Here is a 24,171-nt window from a genome sequence, read left to right as displayed (position 1 = left end):
TAAGGTACGGGGCATGTCCGTTGATCGGTGGCACACCGTCCTGGTGCTCGGCGGGATCCGCTCCGGCAAGTCCGCGTACGCCGAGTCCCTGGTCGCGGACGCGTCGTCGGTCCGCTACCTCGCCACGGCCGCCGGGGCGCCCGACGATGCCGAGTGGAGGGCCCGGATCGAGGCCCATCAGCGGCGCCGGCCGGGTACCTGGAGCACCGAGGAGACCGGCGCCGACCCGCAGCGGCTGGCCGTGCTGCTGGCGGACGCCAAGCCCGACGACACGCTGCTCGTCGACGACCTGGGCGGCTGGGTGGCCGCCCTGCTCGACCCGGCGCGCCCGACCGGCGACCCGGCCGGCCCGAGCGGCGACCCGGCGCGCGGGGCCGGACCCGACGCGGAGATTGCGGCGCTCGCCGCCGCGATCCGGGAGTGCGCCGGCCGCGTCGTGGTCGTCAGCCCCGAGGTCGGGCTCTCGCTCGTACCGACGACGCCGGTGGGCCGGGCCTTCACGGACGCGCTCGGCGACGCGAACCAGGCCGTCGCGGCCGCCTGCGACCGGGTGGTGATGGTCGTCGCGGGCCGCCCGATCTGGCTGAAGTCGGACGGCGGGCCCGCACCGCAGCGCGACCGTCACGCCGCGCCGGGGGCGACGAGCCCGCCGCCGGACGGCGCGGACCGGTCACCGGCCACGAGCGCACCCCCCACCGGGGCGGTCATGGTGACGCCCGCCCCGATCCCGGCCGCGGACCGTCCGGCCGCGCCGACACTGGTCGCCCCGCCGGTCACCGCCGATCCCGGCACCACCGGGGCACCGCCGAGCATCGCGCCGGGCATGGATCTGCCGCTGCCTGACAACGACTCCGGCCCGGACGCCCGCGACCGCCTGGAAACCCTGGACCTGCCCGGGGCGGGCCTTGGCGCGCTCGTCGAGGCGGTGGAGTTCAGCGCCAGCGCCCAGGGCACCGCGGTGCCCCGGCCGTGGGGGCCGGTGCGGCTCCTGCTCATCGCGGGCGAGCACACCGGCGGCGCCGCCGCCGGTGCGGACCCGGCCGACGCGGAACGCCGCCTCGCCGAGGTCTCGGCCGGCGCCGGCCCACTGGCTCGGCTGGCCGCCGAGGCGGGCGCGGACATCCAGATCGTCCGGGTCGCGGCCGCGGGCGCCATGGAGGACGGGCCGGTGCTCGACGCGGACGGCGTACAGGCCGCCCTGCAGCAGGGCTGGGCCCTGGCCGAGCAGGCCGCGGACGAGGGGCGCGACGCGGTGGTGCTCGGCGCCTGCGGCACGGGTACGGAAGCCGCCGCGACCGCCGTGATGGCCGCCTGCACCGGCACCGAGCCGGTCGCCGTGTTGCCGCGGGTGCTGCTGCCCGGCGGCCGGTACGACGACACGGCGTGGATGCAGCGCTGCGCGGCGGTCCGCGACGCGCTGCACCGGATCCGCCGGGAGCCGCGCGGGGCCCGCGACGTGCTGTCCCAGCTGGGCGGCGCGGACGTGGCCGTGGCGACCGGGGTGCTGCTGGGCGCGGCGTCCCGGCGGTTGCCCGTTCTGCTGGACGGCCCGGTCGGCGTCGCCGCCGGGCTGGTGGCCCGGGATCTGGCCGCGCAGTCGCGGCACTGGTGCCTGCTGCCCGAGGCGGGCCGGCTCGCGCTGGTCAAGCAGGGCGCCGACGTGCTCGGCCTGACCCCGGTGCTGCAGCTCGGCCTGGACCTCGGCGAGGGCGCGAACGCGCTCGCCGCGCTGCCGCTGGTCCGCAGCGCGATCGGCCTCGCCGAATCCCTCGCGGTGCACCCGGCCTTGCTGGACTCGCCGGGTGACGACGGCTGGGACGACGCCGAGTTCGCCGAGCCCGAACCGGACGGTCCCGGCCCGGCCCGCGCCCCCGGTGCGTGACCTCGCGGCGGGGGTACGGCTGGCGGTCACCACGCTGACCGTGTTCCCGTTGCGGGCCGGCCGGGTGGACCGTGGCGTCGCGGCGGTGGCGATGGCGGCCGCCCCGGCGGTTGGTGCACTGCTGGGCGTGGCGGTGGCCGTGGTGCTGGCGGCGGGCCGCGCGGCCGGTGCCCCGGGTCAGCTCGCCGCGGCGCTGGCGGTGGCGGCCGGTGCCCTGCTCACCCGCGGAATGCACCTGGACGGGCTCGCGGACACGGTGGACGCGCTCGGCTCGTACCGGTCCTCCGGCGCTGCACTGGAGATCATGAAGAAGCCGGACATCGGCCCGTTCGGGGTCGCGGCCATCGCGCTGACGCTGCTCGTGCAGGCGGGCGCGTTGGCCGGGGCCGGCGCGGGCGCGGTGGTCGTGGCGTGGACGGCGGGGCGCCTGGGGGTGCCGCTGGCCTGCCGCCGGGGGGTGCCCGCGGCGCGGCCCGAAGGGCTGGGCGCGCTGGTGGCGGGGACCGTACCGGCGCCGGTCGCGGCCGCCGCGGTGGTGCTGGTGGCGACCGCGGCGGTGTGGGCCGTCCCGGGCCGCCCGTGGCAGGGCCCGGCCGCGGTCGCCGCCGCGAGCCTGGCCGCGCTGCTGCTGGTACGCCACGCGGTGCGCCGCTTCGGCGGGGTGACCGGCGACGTCATTGGCGCCGCCGTGGAGACCGCCACGACCGTCGCCCTGATCGGTCTTGCCCTGGGCTGAGCGCTACCGCGTCGCGTCGTACTCCTTGACCAGCCGCTTCGGTGCGGTACGCCGCCACGCCTCCACCACGACCTGGCGCAGTTCGGCGGGGTCGGCGGTGGCGAGCTCGACCCGGACCCAGCCGTAGCGCCCGACGTACTCGGCGACCGCGTACGTCCCGGGCGCGCCCGCGATCAGCTCGGCCTGCTCCTCCCGGGTGGCCTTGACCGACATCGTGGGCGAGCCGGGCGCGCCACCGGCGATCATCTTGTCGCCGACCCGCAGCGTGGGGTGCCCCCACTGCTCCACCATCACCTCGCGGGTGCCGGGCAGCTCCAGCACCCACGCGCGCACCTGCTCGTAGGTGACCGCCATTCAGCGCACCGACGGCTGCACGAACGGCGGTTTCACGATCCGTGCCTCGGTACGCCGCCCGCGGATGTCCACCTCGACGACGTCGCCGTCGGCCAGCCCGGCGGCCGTGTCGAGCAGGGCCAGCGCGACACCGACCTTCTTCGTGGGCGAGAACGTGCCGCTCGTGGTCTCGCCGATGAGCTGCTCACCGGCGTACACCTGCATGTGGCCGCGGGGGATGCCGCGGCCGACCAGCTCCAGGCCGCGCAGGCTGCGGCGCGGGCCTGCGGTCTTCTCCGCGACCAGCGCGTCGCGGCCCCAGAACTCGGGTTTGGACCAGCCGACCGCCCACCCGGCGCGGGCCTGCACCGGGCTGATCTGCAGGGACAGGTCCTGGCCGTGCAGCGGGTAGCCCATCTCGGTGCGCAGCGTGTCGCGGGCGCCGAGCCCGCACGGCTGCACCCCGGCGTCGATCAGGGAGTCCCAGACCGCGCCCGCCTTGTCCCACGGGATGACCAGCTCGTAGCCGTGCTCGCCGGTGTAGCCGGTGCGGCACACGACGATCTCCGGCGCGGCCATGAACGACATGTAGTCCAGCTCGGTGGGCAGGCCGAGCTTCGTCAGCACGTCGGCGGACCCGGGCCCCTGGACCGCGAGGACCGCGTACGTGCGGTGCTCGTCGGTGACCGTGATCCCGGCCGGCGCGGCGGCGGCGAGGCGGCGCACCACCTCGGCGGTGTTGGCCGCGTTCGGGATCAGGAAGACGTCGTCCGGGCCGTACAGGTACGCGATCAGGTCGTCGACCACCCCACCGGTTTCGTCGCAGCACATCGTGTACTGCGCCTTGCCGGGGGCGATGCGGCCCAGGTCGTTGGTGAGGCAGGAGTTGACGAAGTCCGCGGCGCCGGAGCCGATCACCGACGCCTTGCCCAGGTGCGAGACGTCGAAGACGCCGACCGCCGTACGCACCGCGGTGTGCTCCTTGATCACCCCGCCGCCCGCGTACTCCAGGGGCATCTCCCAGCCGCCGAAGGCGGCGAACTTGGCGCCGAGCGCGGCGTGGCGCTCGTGCAGGGGCGAACGCAACAGCGTGCCAGCGACCTCGGTGGACATGGGGGTCAACTTACCGCGCGGCGCGCCGCGACGATCGACGCGATCCCGCCCGTTCGCACGACGGGGGCGCATCTGTCGTTAGAGTCGGCGAGATACCACCGAGCGGCGCGACCCGTGCCGGTCGGGGCCCATTGCGCCGGTCGCGCCCAGGAGGCGCGGGTCCGGTCCCGGACGTCCGCGGAGATCTCGAGTGACCCAGTCCGTCCCCTCCCTCAGCCTGGTCGACAGCGACCCCGCCGAGCTGGCCGTCGATGCGATCGTCATCGGCCTGCACAGCCAGCCCGACGAGGGCGGCGCCGTGCTGCCCGCGTCGGGCGCGGAGAGCATCGCCGCGGCGTTCGACGGCAAGCTGACCGCCACCCTGGCCCTGCTCGGCGCGACCGGCGCCCCGGGCGAGGTCACCAAGCTGGCCACCCTGGGCACGGTGTCCGCGCCGCTGCTGGTGGCGGTCGGCCTGGGCGACGAGCCGTCCGGCGCGGCGCCGGACGCCGAGACGCTGCGCAGGGGCACCGGCGCCGCGGTACGCGCCCTGGCGGGCAGCGCCACGGTCGCGCTGGCGCTGCCATTGCCGGACGACGCGGACGCGCCCGCGGTGCTGCGGGCCATGCTGGAGGGCGCACTGCTGGGCGGGTACCGGTTCGCGGGTTACAAGACCAAGCCGCAGCCGAGCCGCCGCGAGCCGGTCACCGCGCTGCAGGTGTACGTGCCGGATGCGGCGGACGCCGCCGCCCGGGCCGAGGTGGAGCGCGCCTCCATCGTGGCGCGCGCGGTGCGCCTGACCCGCGACTGGGTGAACCAGGCCCCGAACGAGCTGCGCCCGCCGCAGTTCGCCGACGCGGTGGCGGCGGCCGCGCAGGGCACCGGCCTGGCCGTGGAGGTGCTGGACTTCGACGCGCTCAAGGCGGGCGGCTACGGCGGCATCGTGGCGGTCGGCCAGGGTTCGGAGGCGCCGCCGCGGCTGGTGAAGCTGAGCTACACCCCCGCCGGAGTGGCGAACCCGAAGCGGGTGGCGCTGGTCGGCAAGGGCATCACGTTCGACACCGGCGGCATCAGCATCAAGCCCGCCGCGGGCATGTGGGAGATGAAGTCCGACATGGCGGGCGCCGCCGCGGTCGCCGCGGTCCTGCTGGCGGTGGCCGCGCTCAAGCCGGACGTCGCGGTCACCGGCTACCTGGCCATCGCGGAGAACATGCCGTCGGGTACGGCGTACCGGCCGGGCGACGTCATCACGATGTTCAACGGCAAGCGGGTGGAGGTGCTCAACACCGACGCCGAGGGCCGCATGGTGCTGGCCGACGCGATCGCACGGGCCTGCGCGGACGGCACGGACTACCTGTTCGAGACGTCGACGCTGACCGGCGGCCAGGTGGTGTCGCTGGGCAAGCGGATCTCCGGTGTGATGGGCGAGCCGGAGACCTGCGAGCGGGTCAAGGCCGCGGGTGCGGCGGTGGGCGAGCCGATGTGGCCGATGCCGCTGCCCGACGACGTCCGCAAAGGCATGGAGTCGGACGTGGCCGACATCTGTCAGACGAACGCGAGCATGGACCGCGCCGGCCACATGCTGCAGGGCGGGGTGTTCCTGCGGGAGTTCGTGGCCGACGGGGTGCCGTGGGCGCACCTCGACATCGCGGGCCCGTCGTTCCACACCGGCGAGGCGACCGGCTACTGGACCAAGGGCGGCACCGGCGTCCCGGTCCGTACCCTGCTGGCCCTGGTGGACGACATCGCCGCCAACGGCTGAGCTGGCCGGCTCCGCTTCGCTCCGCGGGCGATCGCCTGATACACCGCTGACTCGGGGTTCTGACGACTGCACACCCCGCAGTCGTCAGAACCCCGAGTCACCGGCGGCGATCGCCGGTCTGGCGCAACTCATCTCCTACGCTTTTGGCGGCTGTTGTAGTCGCGCATGCGCTGGGGGTAGCCGAGCAGCCGGACGTCGTAGATCGGCAGGGCGAGCTGGTGGGCGAAGCGGCGGGCGATCTCGGGGGACTCGATGCGCCGGCGGGTCCATTCGCCGTCGTGTGCCACGAGCAACACCGTGGTCTCGGTCACGCTGGTGCGGGGTTCGACGAACGCCTCGACGCCCCGACGGGACCGGACAAACTCCGCAAGATGCTCCAGATCGGCACGATCCACCGGGCGTCCGAAGCGCCGCGCAGGCTCTCTGCGCCGCCGGAACCAGGCCACGGAGCACTCCTCACGGTCGATTGCGGAAAGGGTACGTCGCCGCCGGGTGTCGTTCGGCACCTGGCTGCATCGATCGGCGCTGCAAGTGACAAGATGACCTGGACGACTTGTGACCGTTTCCATAGTGAGATCCACGTGGTGACGACGCGACCTTGGAGTTGACGTGAGCCAGCCGAACACCTTCGACATCGTGATCCTCGGCGCCGGCAGCGGTGGGTATGCATGCGCCCTGCGCGCCGCCCAGCTGGGCCTGACGGTCGCCCTCATCGAGAAGGCCGAGGTCGGCGGCACGTGCCTGCACCGCGGCTGCATCCCGACGAAGGCGCTGCTGCACGCGGGCGAGGTCGCGGACCAGACCCGCGAGAGCGAGCAGTTCGGGGTCAAGGCCGACCTGGTCGGCATCGACATGGCCGGGGTGAACGCGTACAAGGACGGCGTGGTCGCCCGGCTGTACAAGGGCCTGCAGGGCCTGCTCAAGCAGCCGAGCATCACGCACGTCGCGGGCGCCGGCAAGCTGGTCGCCAAGGACACCGTGGAGGTCGACGGGCGCCGCTACACCGGGCGCAACATCGTGCTCGCCACGGGCTCGTACTCGCGCAGCCTGCCCGGCCTGGAGATCGACGGCCGCCGGGTGATCGCCAGCGAGCACGCGCTGCGCCTGGACCACGTGCCCGCCTCGGCGATCGTGCTGGGCGGCGGCGTGATCGGCTGCGAGTTCGCCAGCGCCTGGAAGTCCTTCGGCGTGGACGTGACCATTGTGGAGGCGCTGCCCCGCCTGGTCGCCGCGGAGGACGAGGAGATCTCCAAGCAGGTCGAGCGCGCGTTCCGCAAGCGCGGCATCGCGTTCAAGACCGGCAAGCCGTTCGAGAAGGTCGAGCACACCGAGAACGGCGTGCGCGCCACGATCGCGGGCGGCGAGACCATCGAGGCCGAGCTGCTGCTGGTCGCGGTCGGCCGCGGCCCGACGACCCAGGACCTCGGGTACGAGCAGCAGGGCATCACGCTGGACCGCGGTTTCGTGATCACCAACGAGCGGCTGCACACCGGCGTCGGCAACATCTACGCCGTCGGCGACATCGTCCCCGGCCTGCAGCTCGCCCACCGCGGCTTCCAGCAGGGCATCTTCGTCGCCGAGGAGATCGCGGGCAAGAACCCGGCGGTCATCGACGAGAACGGCATCCCGCGGGTCACGTACTCCGACCCCGAGGTCGCGTCGGTCGGCATCACCGAGGCCAAGGCCAAGGAGCAGTACGGCGCGGACAAGGTGTCGACGTACAACTACAACCTCGGCGGCAACGGCAAGAGCCAGATCCTCAAGACCGCGGGCTTCATCAAGCTGGTCCGGGTCAACGACGGCCCCGTCGTGGGCGTCCACATGGTCGGTGCACGGGTCGGCGAGCTCATCGGCGAGGCGCAGCTGATCTTCAACTGGGAGGCGTACCCGGACGAGGTGGCCCAGCTCGTGCACGCCCACCCCACGCAGAACGAGGCGCTCGGCGAGGCCCACCTCGCGCTGGCGGGCAAGCCGCTGCACGCGCACGCCTGAGCCCCGCCCATCCACTACCGCAGGTCCTAAGGAGTTCGAAGAGATGCCGGTATCGGTCACCATGCCGCGGCTGGGTGAGAGTGTCACCGAGGGCACCGTCACCCGCTGGCTCAAGCAGGAGGGCGAGCGGGTCGAGGCGGACGAGCCGCTGCTGGAGGTCTCCACCGACAAGGTCGACACCGAGATCCCCGCCCCCGCGGCGGGTGTCCTGTCGCGCATCGTCGTGGGCGAGGACGAGACGGCCGAGGTGGGCAGCGAGCTGGCGGTCATCGCCGGTGACGGCGAGGCGCCCGCGTCCCAGGCCCCGGCTCAGCAGGCCCCGGCCCCGCAGGCCGACCCGGAGCCCGCCGCGCCGACCACCCCGTCCACCGAGATGCCCGTGGGTCAGGAGGCCCCGGCGCCGCAGACCGCGGCCCCGGCCGGCGGCGAGGGCACAGCCGTGAAGATGCCCGCCCTCGGCGAGAGTGTCACCGAGGGTACGGTCACCCGCTGGCTCAAGCAGGTCGGCGACGCCGTCGAGGTGGACGAGCCGCTGCTGGAGGTCTCCACGGACAAGGTGGACACGGAGATCCCGTCGCCGGTCGCCGGCACCCTGGTGGAGATCAAGGTGGCCGAGGACGAGACCGCCGACGTCGGCGCGGTGCTGGCCGTGGTCGGTACGCCGGGCAGCGCCCCGGCCGCTCCCGCCCCGCCGGCACCGGCCCCGCAGGCCGCCGCACCGGCCCCGCAGCAGGCCCGCCCGGCCGCGCCGGCGCAGCCCGAGCCGCCCGCGGTCGAGTCCGCCCCGGCCCCGACCGTCCCGGCCCAGCCGGCCGCCGCCCCCGCCGCCGAGGCGGTCAAGGCGAACGGTGCCGGCGACGCCGGGTACGTCACCCCGCTGGTCCGCAAGCTCGCCGCCGAGAAGGGCGTCGACCTGGCCACCCTGACCGGCACCGGGGTCGGCGGGCGCATCCGCAAGCAGGACGTGCTGGAGGCGGCCGAGAAGGCAGCTGCCGCCACGGCGCCCCCGGCCGCGCAGGCGTCCCGTCCGGCGGCCCCCGCCGCCACGCCGAAGCCGGCGCCCAGCCCGCTGCGCGGCCGCACCGAGAAGCTGACCCGCATCCGCGCCACGATCGCCCGACGCATGGTGGAGTCGCTGCAGGTCTCGGCGCAGCTCACCACCGTGGTCGAGGTCGACGTCACGAAGATCGCCCAGCTGCGTGGCCGCGCCAAGAACGACTTCTTCGCCAAGCACGGCGTGAAGCTGTCGTTCATGCCGTTCTTCGCGCTGGCGGCGGTCGAGGCGCTGCGCGCCCACCCGGTCGTCAACGCGTCGATCGACCAGGAGGCCGGCACGGTCACCTACCACGACGGCGAGCACCTGGCCATCGCGGTGGACACGGAGAAGGGCCTGGTCGTCCCGGTCATCCGCGACGCGGGCGACCTCAACCTGGCCGGGCTGGCCAGGCGGATCGCCGACGTCGCGGAGCGCACCCGGGCCAACAAGATCAGCCCGGACGAGCTGTCCGGCGGCACGTTCACGCTGACCAACACCGGCAGCCGCGGCGCGCTGTTCGACACTCCGATCATCAACCAGCCGCAGGTCGGCATCCTCGGCACCGGCGCGGTGGTCAAGCGGGCGGTCGTCCTCGACGACCCCGACCTCGGCGAGGTCATCGTGCCCCGCTCGATGGTGTATCTCGCCCTGTCGTACGACCACCGGCTCGTCGACGGCGCGGACGCCGCACGGTTCCTCGTGACGCTGAAGGAACGGCTGGAGGCCGGCCAGTTCGAGGGCGACCTCGGGCTGAGCTGACCCACGTACGTCCGACGAGGGCGCACCGGCGGATGCCGGTGCGCCCTCGTCCGTATCGACCCCTACCCGGGGACACCTGTGCACACAAGAGCCGAAACTGGGAATGATGGGAGCCATGCGGATCCTCATGGCCGGCGCGTCCGGCTTCCTCGGCACCGCCCTGGCCGACCGGTTGCGCGCCGCCGGCCACGACATCGTCCGACTGGTCCGGCGCGAGCCGGACGCGCCCGGCGAGGCGTTCTGGAAGCCGTCCGCCGGGCAGCTCGATCCCGCGCGGGTGTCCGGAACAGACGCCGTGATCAACCTGGCCGGTGCGGGGGTGGCGGAGAAGCGGTGGACCGCGGGCTTCCGCAATGTGATCCGCACCAGCCGGGTGGACAGCGCCGGCACGATCGCCCGGACGATCAGCCAGTTGCCGGCCGCGGAGCGTCCCAGCGTGCTGCTGCAGAGTTCCGCCGTCGGCTGGTACGGCGACACCGGCGACCGTCAGGTCACCGAGGAGGCACCCGCCGGGACCGGCTTCCTGGCCGACGTGTGCCGGGTGTGGGAGGCGGCCGCCCGCCCGGCCGAGGACGCCGGCACCCGGGTGGTGCTGCTGCGCACCGGCCTGCCCCTGGACGCCCACGGGGGCCTGCTCAAGCCGCAGCTCCTGCCGTTCCGGCTGGGTGTCGGAGGCAAGCTGGGCGCGGGGCGGCAGTGGGTGCCGTGGATCGCGCTGTCCGACTGGCTGGACGCGATCGAAGTGCTGCTGGAACGCACCGACATCGCCGGGCCGGTCAACGTCGTCGGCCCCGACCCGGTGACCAATGCCGCGTTCACCGCGGCGTTCGGGCGGGTGCTGCACCGACCGACGGTCATGCCGATCCCGGGCGTGGCGTTGCGGGTGGCGCTCGGCGGTTTCGCCGACGAGGCGCTGCGCAGCCAGCGGGTGATGCCGGGGGTGCTGCGCCGCGCCGGATTCACCTGGCAGCACCCGACGGTCGAGTCCGCCCTGCACGCCGCGCTCGACCCGGCGCCGAGCGCGACCCGCTGAATTCGTTGCAGGACCGGGCCGCAGCGGCCTCGGCTTGCTAACGTGCGGCACGTGCCCGTCGCCACGACCTCCGCCGACCCGCCGGTCGCGCAGCCCGGCGCGTCCCGGAGCCGCCGGGCGTGGATCGCCGATCTGCTGATGGCGGCGGCGTCCCTGCTGCTCGGGGTCTGGGTGACCGCGGGGCTGTGGGTCTCCCCCGGCACCCGGGCCATCGCGGCAAACCCCGGCGACCAGGCGTTCTTCGAAGGGCTCCTCGGGTACGGGGTGTACCTGCTGCGCCACGGCGGCGACCCGTTCTTCACTCACCTGCTGAACGCGCCGGTCGGGGTGAACCTGGCCGCGAACACGTCCATCACCGCGTACATCCTGGCGTTCGCGCCGCTGACGATGCTGGCCGGGCCGCAGGTCAGCTTCGTGGCCATCCTGACGCTCAACCTGGCCGGTTCCGCGTTCGCCTGGTACCTGTTCCTGCGCCGCCACCTCGTGGCGCACCGGGTGGCGGCGGCACTGGGCGGGCTGTTCTGCGGTTTCGCCCCGGGCTTCGTCTCCCACGCGAACGGCCACCTGAACTGGACCGCCGGCTGGATCGCCCCGCTGGTGCTGTGGCGAGTGCTCGCGTTGCGCCGGCCCGGCCGTTGGCTGCGCAACGGCGTTGCGCTGGGCGTGGTGCTGGCGCTGGGCTTCTGCATCGCCGCGGAGGGGCTGTTCTTCACCGCGCTCGCCGCCGCGGTGTTCGTGCTGGCGTGGGCGGCCGCGCCGGCCACCCGGGCGCAGGCACGGGCGGCGGCCCCGACCGTACTGGCCGCACTCGGCGTGGCCTCGGTAGTGGCGGGTGCGCTGCTGGCGTACCCGTTGTACATGCATTTCGCCGGGCCGCAGACGTTCTCCGGCACCGGTTTCAACCAGCGACATTTCGCCGAGGACGCCGCCGCATACGTCAGCTATGCCAGCCGGTCGCTGGCCGGCTGGGCCGGGCTGGACCGCGGTGACCTGGCGTCGAACCCGACCGAGCAGGCGTCGTTCTTCGGGCTGCCGTTGGTGGTGCTGGCGGGCTTCGCGACGGTCGGGCTGTGGCGCCACGCCGGTCCCGGCCGCCGGGCCACGCTGCGCGCGCTGCTGCTGGTCGGTGCGGTGTTCACGGTGCTGTCGTGGGGGCCGCGGCTGCGCATTCTCGACCACGAGACCCACCTGCCGATGCCGTACGCGGCCCTGACCCACCTGCCGCTGTTCGACTCGGCGCTGCCCACCCGGTACGCGCTGGTGGTGGTCGGGGTCCTCGGCATCCTGCTGGCGCTGGCCGCCGAGCGGGTGGTGACGATGGCCGGGCCGCGCCGCAAGGCCGCCTGGGTGACGGCGTTCGCGGTGGCGTTGCTGCCGCTGCTGCCGGTCCCGCTGGTGACCGCGGAACGGGCGCCGGAGCCGCGGTTCATCGCCGACGGCACCTGGCGCCGGTACGTCCCCGACGGCGGCGTGCTCACCGCGCTGCCGCTGGCCACGAACCCCGCGCCGGACGCGCAACGCTGGCAGGCGTACACGCTGGCGCGGGGTGGGCCGGTGTTCCGGATCCCGGGCGGCTACTTCCTCGGTCCCGGCGGGCACGACGGCAAGGGCCGCATCGGCTCCCCGACCCGACCCACGGAGGGGCTGCTGCAACAGGCCGCCCATTACGGCTACCTGGCACCGGTCACGGACGAGGACCGGGAGCAGGCACGGCGCGACTTCGCGTACTGGGGGGTGGACGCGGTGTTCCTCGCCGACAAGATCATCGGCTCCCAGGGGCTGTTGTTCCGCTCGACGCTGGAGCAGACGACGACCGCGCTGCTGGGCCCGCCGGAACGGGTCGACGACGTGCTGCTGTGGCGCATCCGCCCGGGGGTGGACCCGGTCACGCCCGGCGGCTGACGCGGGCGCCGCGCGGGCCGGACTACGCTGCAACGGTGACGACTTCTACGCTCACGGTCCTGCGTCCCGGCCTGGTGGATTACCAGGTGGCGTGGGAGGAGCAGCGCCGCTTGCACGACGACGTGGTGGCCGGTGCCCGCCCGGACACCATCCTGCTGCTGGAGCACCCGAGCGTGTTCACGGCCGGCAAGCGCACCGAGCCGCAGGACCGCCCGCTGGACGGCACGCCGGTGGTGGACGTGGACCGCGGCGGCAGGATCACCTGGCACGGGCCGGGCCAGCTGGTCGGCTACCCGATCGTGAAGCTGCCGGACCCGGTCGACGTGGTCGCGTACGTGCGGCGCACCGAGCAGATGCTCATCGACGTGTGCGCCGAGTTCGGGGTCGCGGTGGAGCGGGTGGAGGGGCGCAGCGGCGCCTGGGTGCGCGCCGACGAGCGCGGGCCGGACCGCAAGGTGGCGGCGATCGGGATCCGTGTCGCGCGCGGCGTCACGCAGCACGGTTTCGCCCTGAACTGCGACTGCGACCTGTCGAACTTCGACCGTTTCGTCCCGTGCGGCATCCGCGACGCCGGTGTGACTTCCCTGTCCACGGAGCTGGGCCGCCCGGTGCCGGTTTCCGAGGTCCTCCCGGTCGTCGAACGCCACCTGCCGACCCTGCTCGCCTGACCGACCGGGCCCCTGGCCATTCACCACGGGCCCGGACGGCGTCAGGGCGTGAGCCGGTGCAGGTCGCGCGGGAACGCGGCCACCTCCCGCACGTTGGCCGCGCCGAGCAGCCGGGCGACGAAGCGTTCCAGGCCGATGGCGAAGCCGCCGTGCGCGGGCATGCCGTACCGGAACGCGTCCAGGTAGCCCGCGTACGCCTCGACGCCCTCACCGCGGGCCGCCAGCGCCGCGGCGTAGTCGGCGTACCGGTGCAGGCGCTGCCCGCCGGTGACCAGCTCGACCCCGCGGAACAGCAGGTCAAAGCTGTTCGACCAGGTCGGGTCCGACGGCTGCGGGTGGGTGTAGAACGGCCGCTTACGCATCGGGTATCCGGTGACGAACACGAAATCGCAGCCGTGTTCGCGGACCGCCCACTCCCCCACCGCCCGCTCGTGCGCCGGGGCGAGGTCCGGCTCGTCCGCCGGCGCCCCAGCAATCCGCAGCGCCTCGGTGAAATGCACCGCCGGGATCTGTTCCGGAACGCCCGGCACGGGAATGCCGGTCCGCTCGGCGACCGTGGCGAGCATGGTCGCCACGACGTCACGCAGCACCGCCATCACGTCGCGGTGGTCGGCGATGAAGCCCAGCTCGGCGTCGAGCGACGTGTACTGGGCGAGGTGCCGGGCGGTGTCGTGCGGCTCGGCCCGGAACACCGGCCCGACCTCGTACACCCGCTCGAACACCCCGACCATGGCCTGCTTGTAGAACTGCGGCGACTGGGCCAGGTAGCCGGGACGGCCGAAGTAGTCGAGCTGGAACACGTTCGCTCCTGACTCGGTCGCCGACGCGACGATCTTCGGGGTGTGGATCTCGACGAACCGCCGGGCCTCCAGCGCTGCCCGGAACCCGGCGGTGGCGGCGGCGGTCACCCGTAGCGCGGCCGCGCGGGCGGGGTGCCGCAGTGCGAGCGCGGCGTGGTCGAGCTGCGTGGGCAGGGTCCCGGTCGGCGCGGGGCGGTGCAGTTCGACCGGCAACGGTACGGTCACTGCGCTGAGCACCCGTACCGTCGGCGCGGTGAGCTCGACCCCGGCGGGCGCCGCGGCGTTCGCGGTGACCGTGGCGGTGATCTCGACGACGGTCTCCTCGGTCAGCGCTTCGACCTGCGCGCGGTCCACGGCCGAGGTCGCGACGACCTGCGTGAGCCCGGTGGCGTCGCGCACGATCAGGAACGCGACCGCCTTGAGCAGCCGGCGGCGGTGCACCCAGCCGGCGATCGTGACGGTCTCGCCGACGTGACCGGCCAGTTCGGTGGAGAGGATGCGTTGCATGGCGGGTACCTCCTCTGGTGTCTGCAACGCGGCCCCAGGGAGGTGTGGGCGAGCGGGATCCTCGCGGTGCCACCACACCTTCGCGCCGCCGCAGCGGCGCCTCTTGTCGTGCTCGGCTCGGGAGTGTCTTCGCGCCCCGGCGCCGGGCCACCTTCACAGCTACGGTGGCTCTCTGGGCCGGCGGGGTCGGGGCGGTACTCGGTTCCGTCGTCGCCGTGGCAGCACGCTAACAGCGCGTGGACATGCAGGGAAAACGGTTTCCCCGTACGGCGGTGAGGGCGGTCACACGACCACCGACGTGAGCCTCGTCGCCCACCGCCCGCATGATCTTGTCTCGGGCGTAATCTCGTCGTCGTGACAGTTGCTCCCGAGGGCCGCCGCATGCTGCGCATCGAGGCGCGCAACGCCGAGACTCCGATCGAGCGCAAGCCGCCGTGGATCAAGGTCAAGGCGAAGATGGGCCCCGAGTACACGCAGCTGCGCGGGCTGGTGCAGAAGGAGGGTCTGCACACCGTCTGCCAGGAGGCCGGCTGCCCCAACATCTACGAATGCTGGGAAGACCGGGAGGCGACGTTCCTCATCGGCGGCGACCAGTGCACCCGGCGCTGCGACTTCTGCCAGATCGACACGGGTAAGCCTGCCGAGTTCGACGCCGACGAGCCGCGCCGGGTCGGCGAGTCCGTGGCGACGATGGGTCTGCGGTACGCGACCGTCACCGGTGTCGCCCGCGACGACCTGCCCGACGGCGGCGCCTGGCTGTACGCCGAGACGGTGCGCCAGATCCACAAGCTGCAGCCCGGGTGCGGCGTCGAGCTGCTCATCCCGGACTTCAACGCCGAGCCGGAGCAGCTCGCCGAGGTGTTCGGCGCCGCTCCCGAGGTGCTGGCCCACAACGTCGAGACCGTCCCCCGGATCTTCAAGCGGATCCGCCCCGCGTTCCGGTACGAGCGCTCCCTGGAGGTCATCACCCGGGCCCGTTCCGCCGGTCTGGTGACCAAGAGCAACCTGATCCTCGGCATGGGCGAGGAACGCGCCGAGGTGTCGCAGGCGCTGCGCGACCTGCACGGCGCCGGCTGCGAGCTGATCACGATCACGCAGTACCTGCGCCCCACCCCGCGGCACCACCCGGTCGAGCGCTGGGTGAAGCCGGAGGAGTTCATCGAGCTGGGCGAGGAGGCCCAGCAGATCGGCTTCGCCGGTGTGATGAGCGGTCCCCTGGTGCGCTCGTCGTACCGCGCCGGGCGCCTCTATCAGCAGGCGCTCGCCGCCCGCGGCTGACCGCGCCGGGTCACCCGCTCATCTCGCAGGCGCTCGCCGCCCGCGGCTGACCGCGCCGGGTCACCCGCTCATCTCGCGGGCGCTCGCCGCCCGCGGCCGACCGCAATGGTCAACGCTCGTCCAGCAGGCCGAGCCGGTGGGCCACCGCGGCCGCTTCGACCCGGTTGGCGACGTCGAGTTTCGCGATGATCCGGGACACGTGCACGCTCGCCGTCTTGGGTGAGATGTAGAGCCGCTCGGCGATGCGGCCGTTGCTCTGGCCCTCGGCGACCAGGCGCAGCACCTCACGCTCGCGCGCGGTGAGCACGTCGGCCGGACCCGATGGAGCCGCGGATCGCACTCCGATCCGGCGGGCCAGGGTGTCCGCGGCCTGGCTCAGTGGGCTGGCGCCCAGCGCGGCGGCCACCGCGACCGCCTCCTCCAGCGCGGCACCCGCACCGGAACGGTCCCCCGCACCCGCGGCGGCCTCGGCGAGCCCCAGCAGGGCCACGGCGAGCGGGTACGGCTGGCCGTCCGCACGCCACGCCGCGACCGTCGCGGCCCAGCGTTCCTGGCCACCGTCGAGCAACGCCGCGACCTGCGCCGCGTACGCCCGGTCGACGGCCTGCCGCTGCGGCGTGGCGGCGGCCAGAGCGCGGATCTGCTCCCGCAGCCGGTCCCCCTCCACCGGCGCCCCCGCCACGGACGGCTGGGCCACGGACGGCTGGACCACGGACGGCTGGACCACGGACGGCTGGACCACGGACGGCTGGACCACGGACGGCTGGACCACGGACGGCTGGGGCCCGGAGGCCGCTCGGTCGGCGGCGGTGGCTGCGGAGGCCAGCAGCGGCCAGCCGTAGCGGGGGCGCTCGGTGATGGTCGGCTCGGCCAGGGCGGCCCGGGCCGCGGCGACCGCGGCGGCGGTGTCGCCCCCGTGCAGGGCCGCCTCGACGCGCAGGTCCAGCAGGGAGAGCCGATTGTCGCGGTGCAGGAAGGGACGGCCGAGGAAGCCTACCGCGCGGGTCACCAGCGGCCCGGCTCCGTCGTTGCCGCGGGCCAGCCGCAGCCGGGCGCGCAGGCGCAGCCACGGCAGCGCGAGGGTGCCGGGCGGGTCGAGCCGGGCCGCCTCGGCGCAGAGGGCGTCCGCCTCGTCCCAGCGGCCCAGCGCCATCAGCGCCTCGGCGCGGTTGGCCAACAGGAACACCCCCGTGGTGCGCCCGAAGCCGACCCGGTCGGCGTGCGGCACGCCCTCGGCCGCGGCCCGCGCGGACTCCTCGTACCGCCCCAGCTCGAACAGCGTGTCGGAGATGTTGACCAGGGCGCGGGTGAGGTTCGGCAGGTGGCCGGAGGCGCGCGCCCGCCCGGCCGCCGCCTGCATCGTGGCGAGACCGTCCTCGGCCGTCACCCGGCCCGCGCACACCTGCCCGTACGTGATCGTGGCGGACACCTCGGCGGCGACCTCGCCGAGCTCACCGGCGGCGGCCACCGCCTCCTGCGCGACCCGGGCCGCTTCCTCGCCGTCGACCGCGGCCAGCGCGTACGCCACGTCCGCCAGCAGCATCGCCCGCTCCACGGACGGCGGGGCGTCGTGCAGCAGCCGGTACGCCTCCCGGGACTCGGCCGCGCCGTCGCTGGTGCCCGCGTTGTCGAGCAGTTTGCCGCGCCGCACCAGCAGCCGGGCGGCACGCACCGGCTCGGCGACCGCGTCGAGATCGCCGAGCGCGGCCCGGGTGAGTTTCAACGCCCGCATGTGGTCGCCCGCGTCGATGGCGACCAGCGCCGCCTCCTCCAGCAGGTCGAGGTGGCTCTCCCCGAGCAGGGCGGCGGGGTCACCGACCTGCTCCCACAGCTCCAGCACCCGGTCGAGCAGCCGGGCCTGCTCCGCGTACGCGAAGCGGCGCCCGGCCTCGTCGGCGGCCCGCTTGGCCGCGACCAGGGCGCGCGGGTGGTCGTGGGCCGCGTGCCAGTGGTGGGCGATCTCGGCCGGGGCCCGGCCCATGCCGACCAGCTCGGGCTCGGCCTCCAGCGCCTCGGCGTAGCGGGCGTGCAGCCGGGCGTGCTCGCCGGGCAGCAGGTCGTCGTGCACGGCCTCCCGCACCAGCGCATGCCGGAACTCGTAGCCCCCGGCGCCGTCCACGACGATGAGCTGGGCCACGACGACGGCCCGCAGCGCCGACTCCAGCTCCGCCTCGGACCCGCCGACGACCCGGCTGAGCAGCTCGTGGCCGAACCGGGTGCCACCGACCGCGGCCACCCGCAGCACCTGCTGGGCCGGCTCGGCGAGCTGGTCGACGCGGGTGAGCAGCAGGTCGCGCAACGTGTCGGGGATGTCGCCGCAGCCCTGCGCGGCGGAGGCGGCCAGCTGCTCGACGAAGAACGGGTTGCCCTGCGCCCGAGCGTGGATGTTGTCGACCGTGTGCGGCTCGGGCTCGCCGCCGCCGAGCTGGGCGAGCAACTGGGCGGTGCCGTCGCGGTCGAGGCGGTCCAGCTCGCGCCGGTGGACGCCGCGGACCCGCTCGAACTCACCCAGGAACGGCCGCAGCGGATGCCCGCGGTGCAACTCGTCCGTCCGGTACGTCGCGATGATCAGCACCCGCGGCAACCGCGCCGAACGGGCCAGGAACGCGATCAGGTCGCGGGTAGACCGGTCGGCCCAGTGCAGGTCCTCGATGATGAGCACCAGCGGACGCTGCTCGGCGAGGCGCGCGAACAGCGCTCCGACCAGCTCGAACAGGTGCCCGCGCCGGTCGGCGCCGGGCGCACCCAGCTCGGGCAGCAGCCGGGCGAAGTCGGCCTCGCGGCCGTCGAACACCGCGGGCCCGTCCCGGTGCACGAGCTGGCGCAGCGCGCCCGCAAACGGCGCGTACGGCAGGCCCTCCTCGCCCAGCTCCAGGCACTGGCCGGTGAGCAGCTGCGCGCCCTCGCCCTCGGCGGTGCGCCGGAACTCCTCGACCAGGCGGGTCTTGCCGACCCCGGCCTCGCCGCCGAGCAGCACCGCGGACGGCTCGCCACTGCGGGCGGCCTTCAACGCGTCGCGCAGCGCGGCCAGGTCGGCCTCGCGGCCGACCAGGACCTCACTGCTACACCTGCGCACCACGAAATCGAGCATGCCACGGACGTACGACAGGGTCGGCGCGACGGTCACGGCGCGACCGGTGCACGCACCTGGCGTACGGAGCGGCCGTGCCATGTCCAGCGCATCCGCCGGCCGTGGCGGGTCTCGTCCTGCGCCGCGGCGGCGCGACGGCGGGTGTCGGCGGCGCGGTGCAGTTCCTCGGCGCGCTGGTGGTGGAGGTGGAGGCGGACACCGGGGTCGGAGTACAGGAACATCGGGGTCTCCTTCGCGATCGTTCGTGCTTCCTGCTGACCTCGACTCTTCGCGCGAAGGGGGCCGTGCCACATGGGGACGTTGCCGCATGTCCGCGGCCTCAGGTGCCTTACCCGGGCCTGCGCGGGAGCAGCCCGGAGGTAAGGCACTCAGTCGATCCGGCGCGCGGCGCCCGGATCCGCCACCACTACACTCCCGGGTATGGCAAAACCCCAGGAGAAGGTGTCGTTCGGCACGCGCCTGAAGCAGATCGGGCAGGTCGTGTCGTTCACGGCGAAGCAGGACAAGTGGTTTGTCCCGCTGGTCGTCGCGGCGGTGCTGATCCCGCTCGCGGTGACCGTGCTGGTCGTCCTCCTGGGCGGGGGCGTGATCTGGATCCCGATCGGCGTCATGATCGCCGTCCTGGGTGCATTGATCGTGCTCAACCTGCGGTCGAACGCCGCGATGATGAACGCGGCCGAGGGTCAGCCCGGCGCCGCCGCCTCGATCCTGGAGAACATGCGCGGCGACTGGCGGGTCCGTCCCGCGGCCAGCTCGACCACCCAGTTCGACATGGTGCACGTGGTCGTCGGCCGTCCGGGGGTGATCCTGCTCGGCGAGGGTCAGCCGCAGCGGGTCCGCAACCTCATCAGCCAGGAGAAGCGCCGCCTCGGCAAGGTGATCGGCAACGCCCCGCTGTACGACTTCGTGATCGGCACGGAGGAGGGTCAGCTCTCCATCCGCAAGCTGCGCACCACGGTGATGCGCCTGCCCCGCAACCTCACCGGCAAGGACGTGAACGCACTGGACAAGCGGCTCGGCGCGCTGATGGCCCGGCCGCAGATGCCCAAGGGCGCGATTCCGAAGAACATGCGGCCCTCCAAGGGCGCGTTCCGCCAGCAGCGCCCCCGCTGACGCAGTGCCATGCGACGGTCAGCGCGGTTTGCTGATCACGACGGACCCGGCGGCGCGGTCGTGCAGGCCGCGCCGGTCGCCGTCCATGATGACCGCCGGAACGAGCATGGCGAGCAGGACCGCCCGCAGCAGCCCCCGGACCACGCCGATCGCGCCGCCGTCGCGGATGGCGAGGCACCGCACCGCGGCCAGGGCCATGCCCGGCGTCTGTCCGAACAGGCCGATGCCGACCGTGTTCAGCACGATCAGGACGAGTACGGGCGGCCACGCGACGATCCGCGGGTCGGCGTAGAACGCGGCGGTCATCAGGCAGATCGCCCAGTCGATGAGCAGGGCGGCGAAGCGCCGGCCGAAGGGCGCCGGCTCGACCGTCGTCAGGTCGTAGGCGCCGGTGGGCGGGGTGTCGTTCGCGCGCGCTGCCACAAGCGGTGACTGTAACGGGCGGGTTCGGCCGACGTACCCGGGTGGGGTGATCTTCGGGCTGTTCAGGCCGGGTACGGCGCGCCGCGACGCTAACCTCCGGGGGTCGCGACCAGGCCAAACGCGCCCGTAACACGAAGGAAACAATAGGGACACGCCTGGGCAACTGTGGGCCCATAACGTCGCGACGAGTCTAGCGACGTGGCGGTGACGCCGCCCCGGTTTGAGATGCAAAGTGCCAGGAGGACGTGTGTTCGCCAATCCCGAGGAACTCCTGCGATACCTCAAAGACGAGGACGTCAAGTTCGTCGACGTACGGTTCTGTGACCTGCCCGGTGTGATGCAGCACTTCAACATGCCGGTGGAATCGTTCGACGACAGTGTCGTCACCGACGGCCTCGCCTTCGACGGATCGTCGATCCGCGGGTTCCAGGCCATCCACGAGTCCGACATGATGCTGCTGCCGGACGTCACCACGGCGTTCATCGACCCGTTCCGGGCGCAGAAGACGCTGGCGCTGAACTTCTTCATCCACGACCCGTTCACCCGGGAGGCCTACTCGCGCGACCCGCGCAACGTCGCCAAGAAGGCCGAGACGTACCTCGCCTCCAGCGGCATCGCGGACACCGCGTACTTCGGGGCCGAGGCGGAGTTCTACATCTTCGACTCAATCCGCCACGAGACCTCCGCGCACCAGGCGTTCTACTACATCGACTCGATCGAGGGCGCCTGGAACTCCGGGCGCGAGGAGGCCGGCGGCAACCGCGGCTACAAGACCGCGTACAAGGGTGGCTACTTCCCGGTGTCGCCGGTGGACCACTACTCCGACCTGCGTGACTCCATGGTGCGCCGGCTGCTCGACGTCGGCTTCACGGTCGAGCGCTCGCACCACGAGGTGGGCACCGCCGGCCAGGCCGAGATCAACTACAAGTTCTCGACGCTGCTGCACGCCGGCGACCAGATGCAGCTGTTCAAGTACATCATCAAGAACACCGCGTGGGAGCACGGCAAGACCGTAACCTTCATGCCCAAGCCGCTGTTCGGTGACAACGGCTCCGGCATGCACACCCACCAGAGCCTGTGGCTGGGCGGCGAGCCGCTGTTCTACGACGAGACCGGCTACGCGGGCCTGTCCGACACCGCCCGCTGGTACATCGGCGGCCTGCTGCACCACGCGCCGTCGCTGCTCGCGTTCACCAACCCGACCGTCAACTCGTACCGGCGGCTCGTGCCCGGCTTCGAGGCCCCGGTCAACCTGGTGTACTCGCAGCGCAACCGCTCCGCCTGCACCCGGATCCCGGTGACCGGCAGCAACCCGAAGGCCAAGCGCGTCGAGTTCCGCGTGCCGGACCCGTCGGGCAACCCGTACCTGTCGTTCGCGGCGCAGATGATGGCCGGCCTGGACGGCATCAAGAACAAGATCGAGCCGCCGGCCCCGATCGACAAGGACCTGTACGACCTGCCGCCGGAGGAGTGGGGCAACGTCAACCAGGTGCCGGGCTCGCTGGACGCGGTGCTCGACTCGCTGGAGTCCGACCACGAGTTCCTGACCGCCGGTGGCGTGTTCACCGACGACCTGATCTCGACCTGGATCGACTGGAAGCGGGCCAACGAGATCGACCCGGTGCGCCTGCGCCCGACCCCGCACGAGTTCGAGATGTACTACAACGTCTAGGCCTGATCATGGCCATGACCAGCGGTTCCACCCGCTGATCTGATCTTGGGCCCAGACTGGGCCCAGTCTCGGGAACGGCGGTCACCTCCGGCTCACAGCCTGGGTGGCCGCCGTTTCTCGTCCCCAAGGCGGCGCATCAAAGTGGGGATCCGATCCCACCGACGAGCTGCCGTACCGATCGCACGTAACCGCAGCGGGCCCGTCGAGAGGCGGCCGGCGCCTGGTTTCAGGGCAGCACTACGGTGAGCGCCATGACGACGACCCGATGGCTCCGCGACGACCACGACATCTACTACGACGCGTCCGACATCTTCTCGTATGCGGTCGAGGGGGACCGCTGGACCGACCGGTGGCATGTGGCGAACGACTCGGTCGAAGTCGGCGACGTCTTCTATCTCGTGTGGCCCGAGCACCGCAATCAGGTACAGGCCCGCGCCGTGGCCGTCGCGGCCGACGCCGATGACCGTCCCGAACGGCCGAGCCTCGGCCCGGCCTACTGCGCCGACATCATGGAGGTCGAAGTCGAGAACGGCTCAGCGATGTGCATACGGATCGACATCGAGTCGGCCGTAGACATCGATCACGAGCTGCACCTTGATGGCCTGGAACTCGACAGTATCGAGTCTGGCGACGCGATCCCCGACGGCCTAGCAGCCGACCTGGACCGACGGTGGCACGCCCACGTCGGTGACCTCCTTGAGTCGGGGAAGAGCATCCGGCGCCAGCTGTAGCGCCCCGTCGACCAGCGACCGTGTGCGGTCGAGTACGTCGGGCCACTCGTGCACGTACTCGTTGAGCGTCACCGTCGGCGCGGAGTGGCCGAGCGCCAGTTGCACCGTCTTGACGCTTGCGCCTGCGTGAATCAGCAGAGTCGCGTAGTAGTGCCGCAGGCCGTGGAAACCCCACCGCATCGGCAGACCGACCTTCGCTCGTACCGGTGTCCACGTCCGCGAGAAGGTCGACGCGAGGACTGGCCCGCCGTCGGCCCCTCGGAACATGAGGGCCGCTTTCCGTCTGGTCGGTCGACGCGGATCGGTGTCGTCGTCGACCTCGATCGGCTCCCCCAGCGTCTTCAGATGCTCCCGGAGCTGGCCGGCTACCACGTCCGGCAGCTCGACAGTCCGGATGCTCGTCTTCGTCTTGGGCTGGCCCAGGTACGGCCCACGACCCTTGTGCGATTTGAGCTGTTGACGCACGGACAGCTCTGCTCGCTCGAAGTCGACGTCCTCCACCTCCAAGCCGAGAACTTCGCCCAGCCTCAGCCCGCAACCGGCGGCCACGTAGACCGCCGCCGACAGCCTGTCCGGCAGCAGCTCGGCCAGCCGGTGCACCTGCTCAGGCGACGGAATGACCCGCTTGCCCCGATCGATCGCAGGTAGCCGGATGTCGACGCAGGGAGAACTTGCGATGATCCGATCCCGCGCCGCCGAGGCGAACATGGCGTTCAGGTAGCCGTACACCACCCGCAGCGTGGTGGGCGCGAGCACCAGGCTCCGGTCCCGCACCCACGCCTGAATCTTGCTCGGGCGCACCTGCCCGACCTGGAGCTGTCCGAGGCCCGGCACGATGTGCAGCCGGATGGCGTGCTCCACGCGGATCGCAGTGCTGTCGATATGCAGCTGGCCGATCCGCCACTGCTCGGCGAGGGTAGCAACGGTGATTCGGCCTGCCCTGTCGTCGATGTACTGACCCCGGCTGATGTCGGCACGTACGTTCGCGTCGAAGCGTTCCGCGTCCGCCTTTCGTTCGAAGAGCTGCTCCCGCTCCTCACCCCGATCGTCTACCCATCGAACACGCCAGCGCCTGCCGCGCCCGTGCCTCTTGGACAGCAGGCGAGCGCCGTCCGGTCCGCGTTCCTTGAGGTACCACCGGTCATCGACGGCCATCAGGAACACCCCCGGACCCAGGCACGGACCAAGTTCGGGACTGTCTCGGTAACGGCACCTCTCTGGCCCCGACGCCTTGACAAAGAGAGGTGCCGTTAGATCCACAGTCCCCCAAGTTCTCCTGGCGCCCGCCTCAGTGCCCCGCATTGTGATCATGTAAAACGTCTGGTGGGACGCGAGTTCGGATGTCAAGTTCGGACTCAAGT

General features: G+C 72.9%; 20 protein-coding genes. 12 read left to right on the top strand and 8 right to left on the bottom strand.

The window, feature by feature from the left end:
- Positions 1-13 precede the first annotated feature (13 nt).
- A complete protein-coding gene (locus tag ACMCNK_RS31475) occupies positions 14-1,882 on the top strand; it encodes a bifunctional adenosylcobinamide kinase/adenosylcobinamide-phosphate guanylyltransferase (RefSeq protein ID WP_412739964.1) in 1,869 nt (622 codons plus the stop codon).
- A complete protein-coding gene (locus tag ACMCNK_RS31470) occupies positions 1,875-2,618 on the top strand; it encodes an adenosylcobinamide-GDP ribazoletransferase (RefSeq protein WP_412739963.1) in 744 nt (247 codons plus the stop codon). The genes ACMCNK_RS31475 and ACMCNK_RS31470 overlap by 8 nt, the downstream gene beginning before the upstream one ends.
- Before the next feature lie 3 nt (positions 2,619-2,621).
- Here the strand turns inward: ACMCNK_RS31470 and ACMCNK_RS31465 are convergent, their stop codons facing one another.
- Positions 2,622-2,972, bottom strand: a complete 351-nt coding sequence (locus ACMCNK_RS31465) for an MmcQ/YjbR family DNA-binding protein (protein WP_412739962.1) — start codon at positions 2,970-2,972, stop codon at positions 2,622-2,624.
- Positions 2,973-4,064 carry a glycine cleavage system aminomethyltransferase GcvT gene (gcvT, locus tag ACMCNK_RS31460; protein ID WP_412739961.1) on the bottom strand — a complete coding sequence of 364 codons (1,092 nt, stop codon included), beginning with the start codon at positions 4,062-4,064 and terminating at the stop codon, positions 2,973-2,975. It abuts the gene before it with no gap.
- A gap of 190 nt (positions 4,065-4,254) precedes the next feature.
- Here gcvT and ACMCNK_RS31455 point away from each other — a divergent pair, with 190 nt between their 5' ends.
- Complete coding sequence (locus ACMCNK_RS31455; RefSeq protein ID WP_412739960.1) at positions 4,255-5,805, top strand: leucyl aminopeptidase; 1,551 nt, start codon at positions 4,255-4,257, stop codon at positions 5,803-5,805.
- 128 nt (positions 5,806-5,933) lie between these two features.
- Here the strand turns inward: ACMCNK_RS31455 and ACMCNK_RS31450 are convergent, their stop codons facing one another.
- The gene (locus ACMCNK_RS31450) at positions 5,934-6,251 is read right to left on the bottom strand and encodes a hypothetical protein (protein ID WP_412739959.1); all 318 of its coding nucleotides are present in this window, start codon (positions 6,249-6,251) and stop codon (positions 5,934-5,936) included.
- Positions 6,252-6,414: 163 nt separating this feature from the next.
- Between ACMCNK_RS31450 and lpdA the strand changes: the two genes are divergently transcribed.
- The 5 genes from lpdA (at position 6,415) to lipB (ending at position 13,195) form a co-directional block, all read left to right on the top strand.
- Positions 6,415-7,797, top strand: a complete 1,383-nt coding sequence (lpdA, locus tag ACMCNK_RS31445) for a dihydrolipoyl dehydrogenase (protein WP_412739958.1) — start codon at positions 6,415-6,417, stop codon at positions 7,795-7,797.
- A gap of 43 nt (positions 7,798-7,840) precedes the next feature.
- A complete protein-coding gene (gene sucB / locus ACMCNK_RS31440) occupies positions 7,841-9,592 on the top strand; it encodes a 2-oxoglutarate dehydrogenase, E2 component, dihydrolipoamide succinyltransferase (RefSeq protein ID WP_412739957.1) in 1,752 nt (583 codons plus the stop codon).
- Positions 9,593-9,707: 115 nt separating this feature from the next.
- Entirely contained in the window at positions 9,708-10,625 is a 918-nt protein-coding gene (locus tag ACMCNK_RS31435; RefSeq protein ID WP_412739956.1) for a TIGR01777 family oxidoreductase, read from the top strand.
- 51 nt (positions 10,626-10,676) lie between these two features.
- A complete protein-coding gene (locus ACMCNK_RS31430) occupies positions 10,677-12,527 on the top strand; it encodes a DUF2079 domain-containing protein (protein WP_412739955.1) in 1,851 nt (616 codons plus the stop codon).
- Positions 12,528-12,562: 35 nt separating this feature from the next.
- On the top strand, positions 12,563-13,195 hold the full coding sequence (gene lipB, locus ACMCNK_RS31425) for a lipoyl(octanoyl) transferase LipB (RefSeq protein WP_412739954.1): 633 nt from the start codon (positions 12,563-12,565) through the stop codon (positions 13,193-13,195).
- A 41-nt stretch (positions 13,196-13,236) separates the two neighbouring features.
- Here lipB and aspS read toward each other — a convergent pair whose 3' ends face one another.
- On the bottom strand, positions 13,237-14,502 hold the full coding sequence (aspS, locus tag ACMCNK_RS31420; RefSeq protein ID WP_412739953.1) for an aspartate--tRNA(Asn) ligase: 1,266 nt from the start codon (positions 14,500-14,502) through the stop codon (positions 13,237-13,239).
- 381 nt (positions 14,503-14,883) lie between these two features.
- Here aspS and lipA point away from each other — a divergent pair, with 381 nt between their 5' ends.
- Positions 14,884-15,780: a lipoyl synthase gene (lipA, locus tag ACMCNK_RS31415; RefSeq protein WP_412741043.1), complete on the top strand. Its 897-nt coding sequence runs from the start codon at positions 14,884-14,886 to the stop codon at positions 15,778-15,780.
- 109 nt (positions 15,781-15,889) lie between these two features.
- On the opposite strand, the gene ACMCNK_RS31410 is transcribed toward lipA, so the two are convergent.
- Together ACMCNK_RS31410 and ACMCNK_RS31405 are read right to left on the bottom strand one after the other, a co-directional pair.
- On the bottom strand, positions 15,890-18,907 hold the full coding sequence (locus tag ACMCNK_RS31410) for a helix-turn-helix transcriptional regulator (protein ID WP_412739952.1): 3,018 nt from the start codon (positions 18,905-18,907) through the stop codon (positions 15,890-15,892).
- Entirely contained in the window at positions 18,904-19,092 is a 189-nt protein-coding gene (locus ACMCNK_RS31405) for a hypothetical protein (protein ID WP_412739951.1), read from the bottom strand. Before ACMCNK_RS31405 ends, ACMCNK_RS31410 begins: the two co-directional genes overlap by 4 nt.
- Before the next feature lie 199 nt (positions 19,093-19,291).
- Between ACMCNK_RS31405 and ACMCNK_RS31400 the strand changes: the two genes are divergently transcribed.
- A complete protein-coding gene (locus tag ACMCNK_RS31400) occupies positions 19,292-19,984 on the top strand; it encodes a DUF4191 domain-containing protein (protein WP_412739950.1) in 693 nt (230 codons plus the stop codon).
- Between the two features lie 18 nt (positions 19,985-20,002).
- Here the strand turns inward: ACMCNK_RS31400 and ACMCNK_RS31395 are convergent, their stop codons facing one another.
- On the bottom strand, positions 20,003-20,362 hold the full coding sequence (locus ACMCNK_RS31395; RefSeq protein WP_412741042.1) for an RDD family protein: 360 nt from the start codon (positions 20,360-20,362) through the stop codon (positions 20,003-20,005).
- A 292-nt stretch (positions 20,363-20,654) separates the two neighbouring features.
- Here ACMCNK_RS31395 and glnA point away from each other — a divergent pair, with 292 nt between their 5' ends.
- Both glnA and ACMCNK_RS31385 read left to right on the top strand, forming a co-directional pair.
- The gene (gene glnA / locus ACMCNK_RS31390; RefSeq protein ID WP_412739949.1) at positions 20,655-22,079 is read left to right on the top strand and encodes a type I glutamate--ammonia ligase; all 1,425 of its coding nucleotides are present in this window, start codon (positions 20,655-20,657) and stop codon (positions 22,077-22,079) included.
- A 251-nt stretch (positions 22,080-22,330) separates the two neighbouring features.
- Positions 22,331-22,810 carry a hypothetical protein gene (locus ACMCNK_RS31385; protein ID WP_412739948.1) on the top strand — a complete coding sequence of 160 codons (480 nt, stop codon included), beginning with the start codon at positions 22,331-22,333 and terminating at the stop codon, positions 22,808-22,810.
- Here the strand turns inward: ACMCNK_RS31385 and ACMCNK_RS31380 are convergent.
- Positions 22,727-23,965, bottom strand: a complete 1,239-nt coding sequence (locus tag ACMCNK_RS31380; RefSeq protein ID WP_412739947.1) for a tyrosine-type recombinase/integrase — start codon at positions 23,963-23,965, stop codon at positions 22,727-22,729. The two genes, ACMCNK_RS31385 and ACMCNK_RS31380, sit on opposite strands and share 84 nt — an antisense overlap.
- Positions 23,966-24,171 lie beyond the last annotated feature (206 nt).

Source organism: Krasilnikovia sp. MM14-A1259, assembly GCF_047159535.1.
GTDB lineage: Bacteria > Actinomycetota > Actinomycetes > Mycobacteriales > Micromonosporaceae > Actinoplanes.
The sequence above is the reverse complement of the archived record's forward strand: the minus strand, read 5'-3'. Positions and strand labels throughout refer to the sequence as shown.

Bases quoted from the DNA above. Each gene is read 5' to 3' on its own strand.
- ACMCNK_RS31380 (WP_412739947.1), bottom strand. From the start codon at position 23,965: ATGGCCGTCGATGACCGGTGGTACCTCAAGGAACGCGGACCGGACGGC.
- sucB (WP_412739957.1), top strand. From the start codon at position 7,841: ATGCCGGTATCGGTCACCATGCCGCGGCTGGGTGAGAGTGTCACCGAG.
- lipA (WP_412741043.1), top strand. From the start codon at position 14,884: ATGCTGCGCATCGAGGCGCGCAACGCCGAGACTCCGATCGAGCGCAAG.
- ACMCNK_RS31475 (WP_412739964.1), top strand. From the start codon at position 14: ATGTCCGTTGATCGGTGGCACACCGTCCTGGTGCTCGGCGGGATCCGC.
- aspS (WP_412739953.1), bottom strand. From the start codon at position 14,502: ATGCAACGCATCCTCTCCACCGAACTGGCCGGTCACGTCGGCGAGACC.
- ACMCNK_RS31385 (WP_412739948.1), top strand. From the start codon at position 22,331: ATGACGACGACCCGATGGCTCCGCGACGACCACGACATCTACTACGAC.
- ACMCNK_RS31465 (WP_412739962.1), bottom strand. From the start codon at position 2,972: ATGGCGGTCACCTACGAGCAGGTGCGCGCGTGGGTGCTGGAGCTGCCC.
- ACMCNK_RS31405 (WP_412739951.1), bottom strand. From the start codon at position 19,092: ATGTTCCTGTACTCCGACCCCGGTGTCCGCCTCCACCTCCACCACCAG.
- ACMCNK_RS31400 (WP_412739950.1), top strand. From the start codon at position 19,292: ATGGCAAAACCCCAGGAGAAGGTGTCGTTCGGCACGCGCCTGAAGCAG.
- ACMCNK_RS31435 (WP_412739956.1), top strand. From the start codon at position 9,708: ATGCGGATCCTCATGGCCGGCGCGTCCGGCTTCCTCGGCACCGCCCTG.
- gcvT (WP_412739961.1), bottom strand. From the start codon at position 4,064: ATGTCCACCGAGGTCGCTGGCACGCTGTTGCGTTCGCCCCTGCACGAG.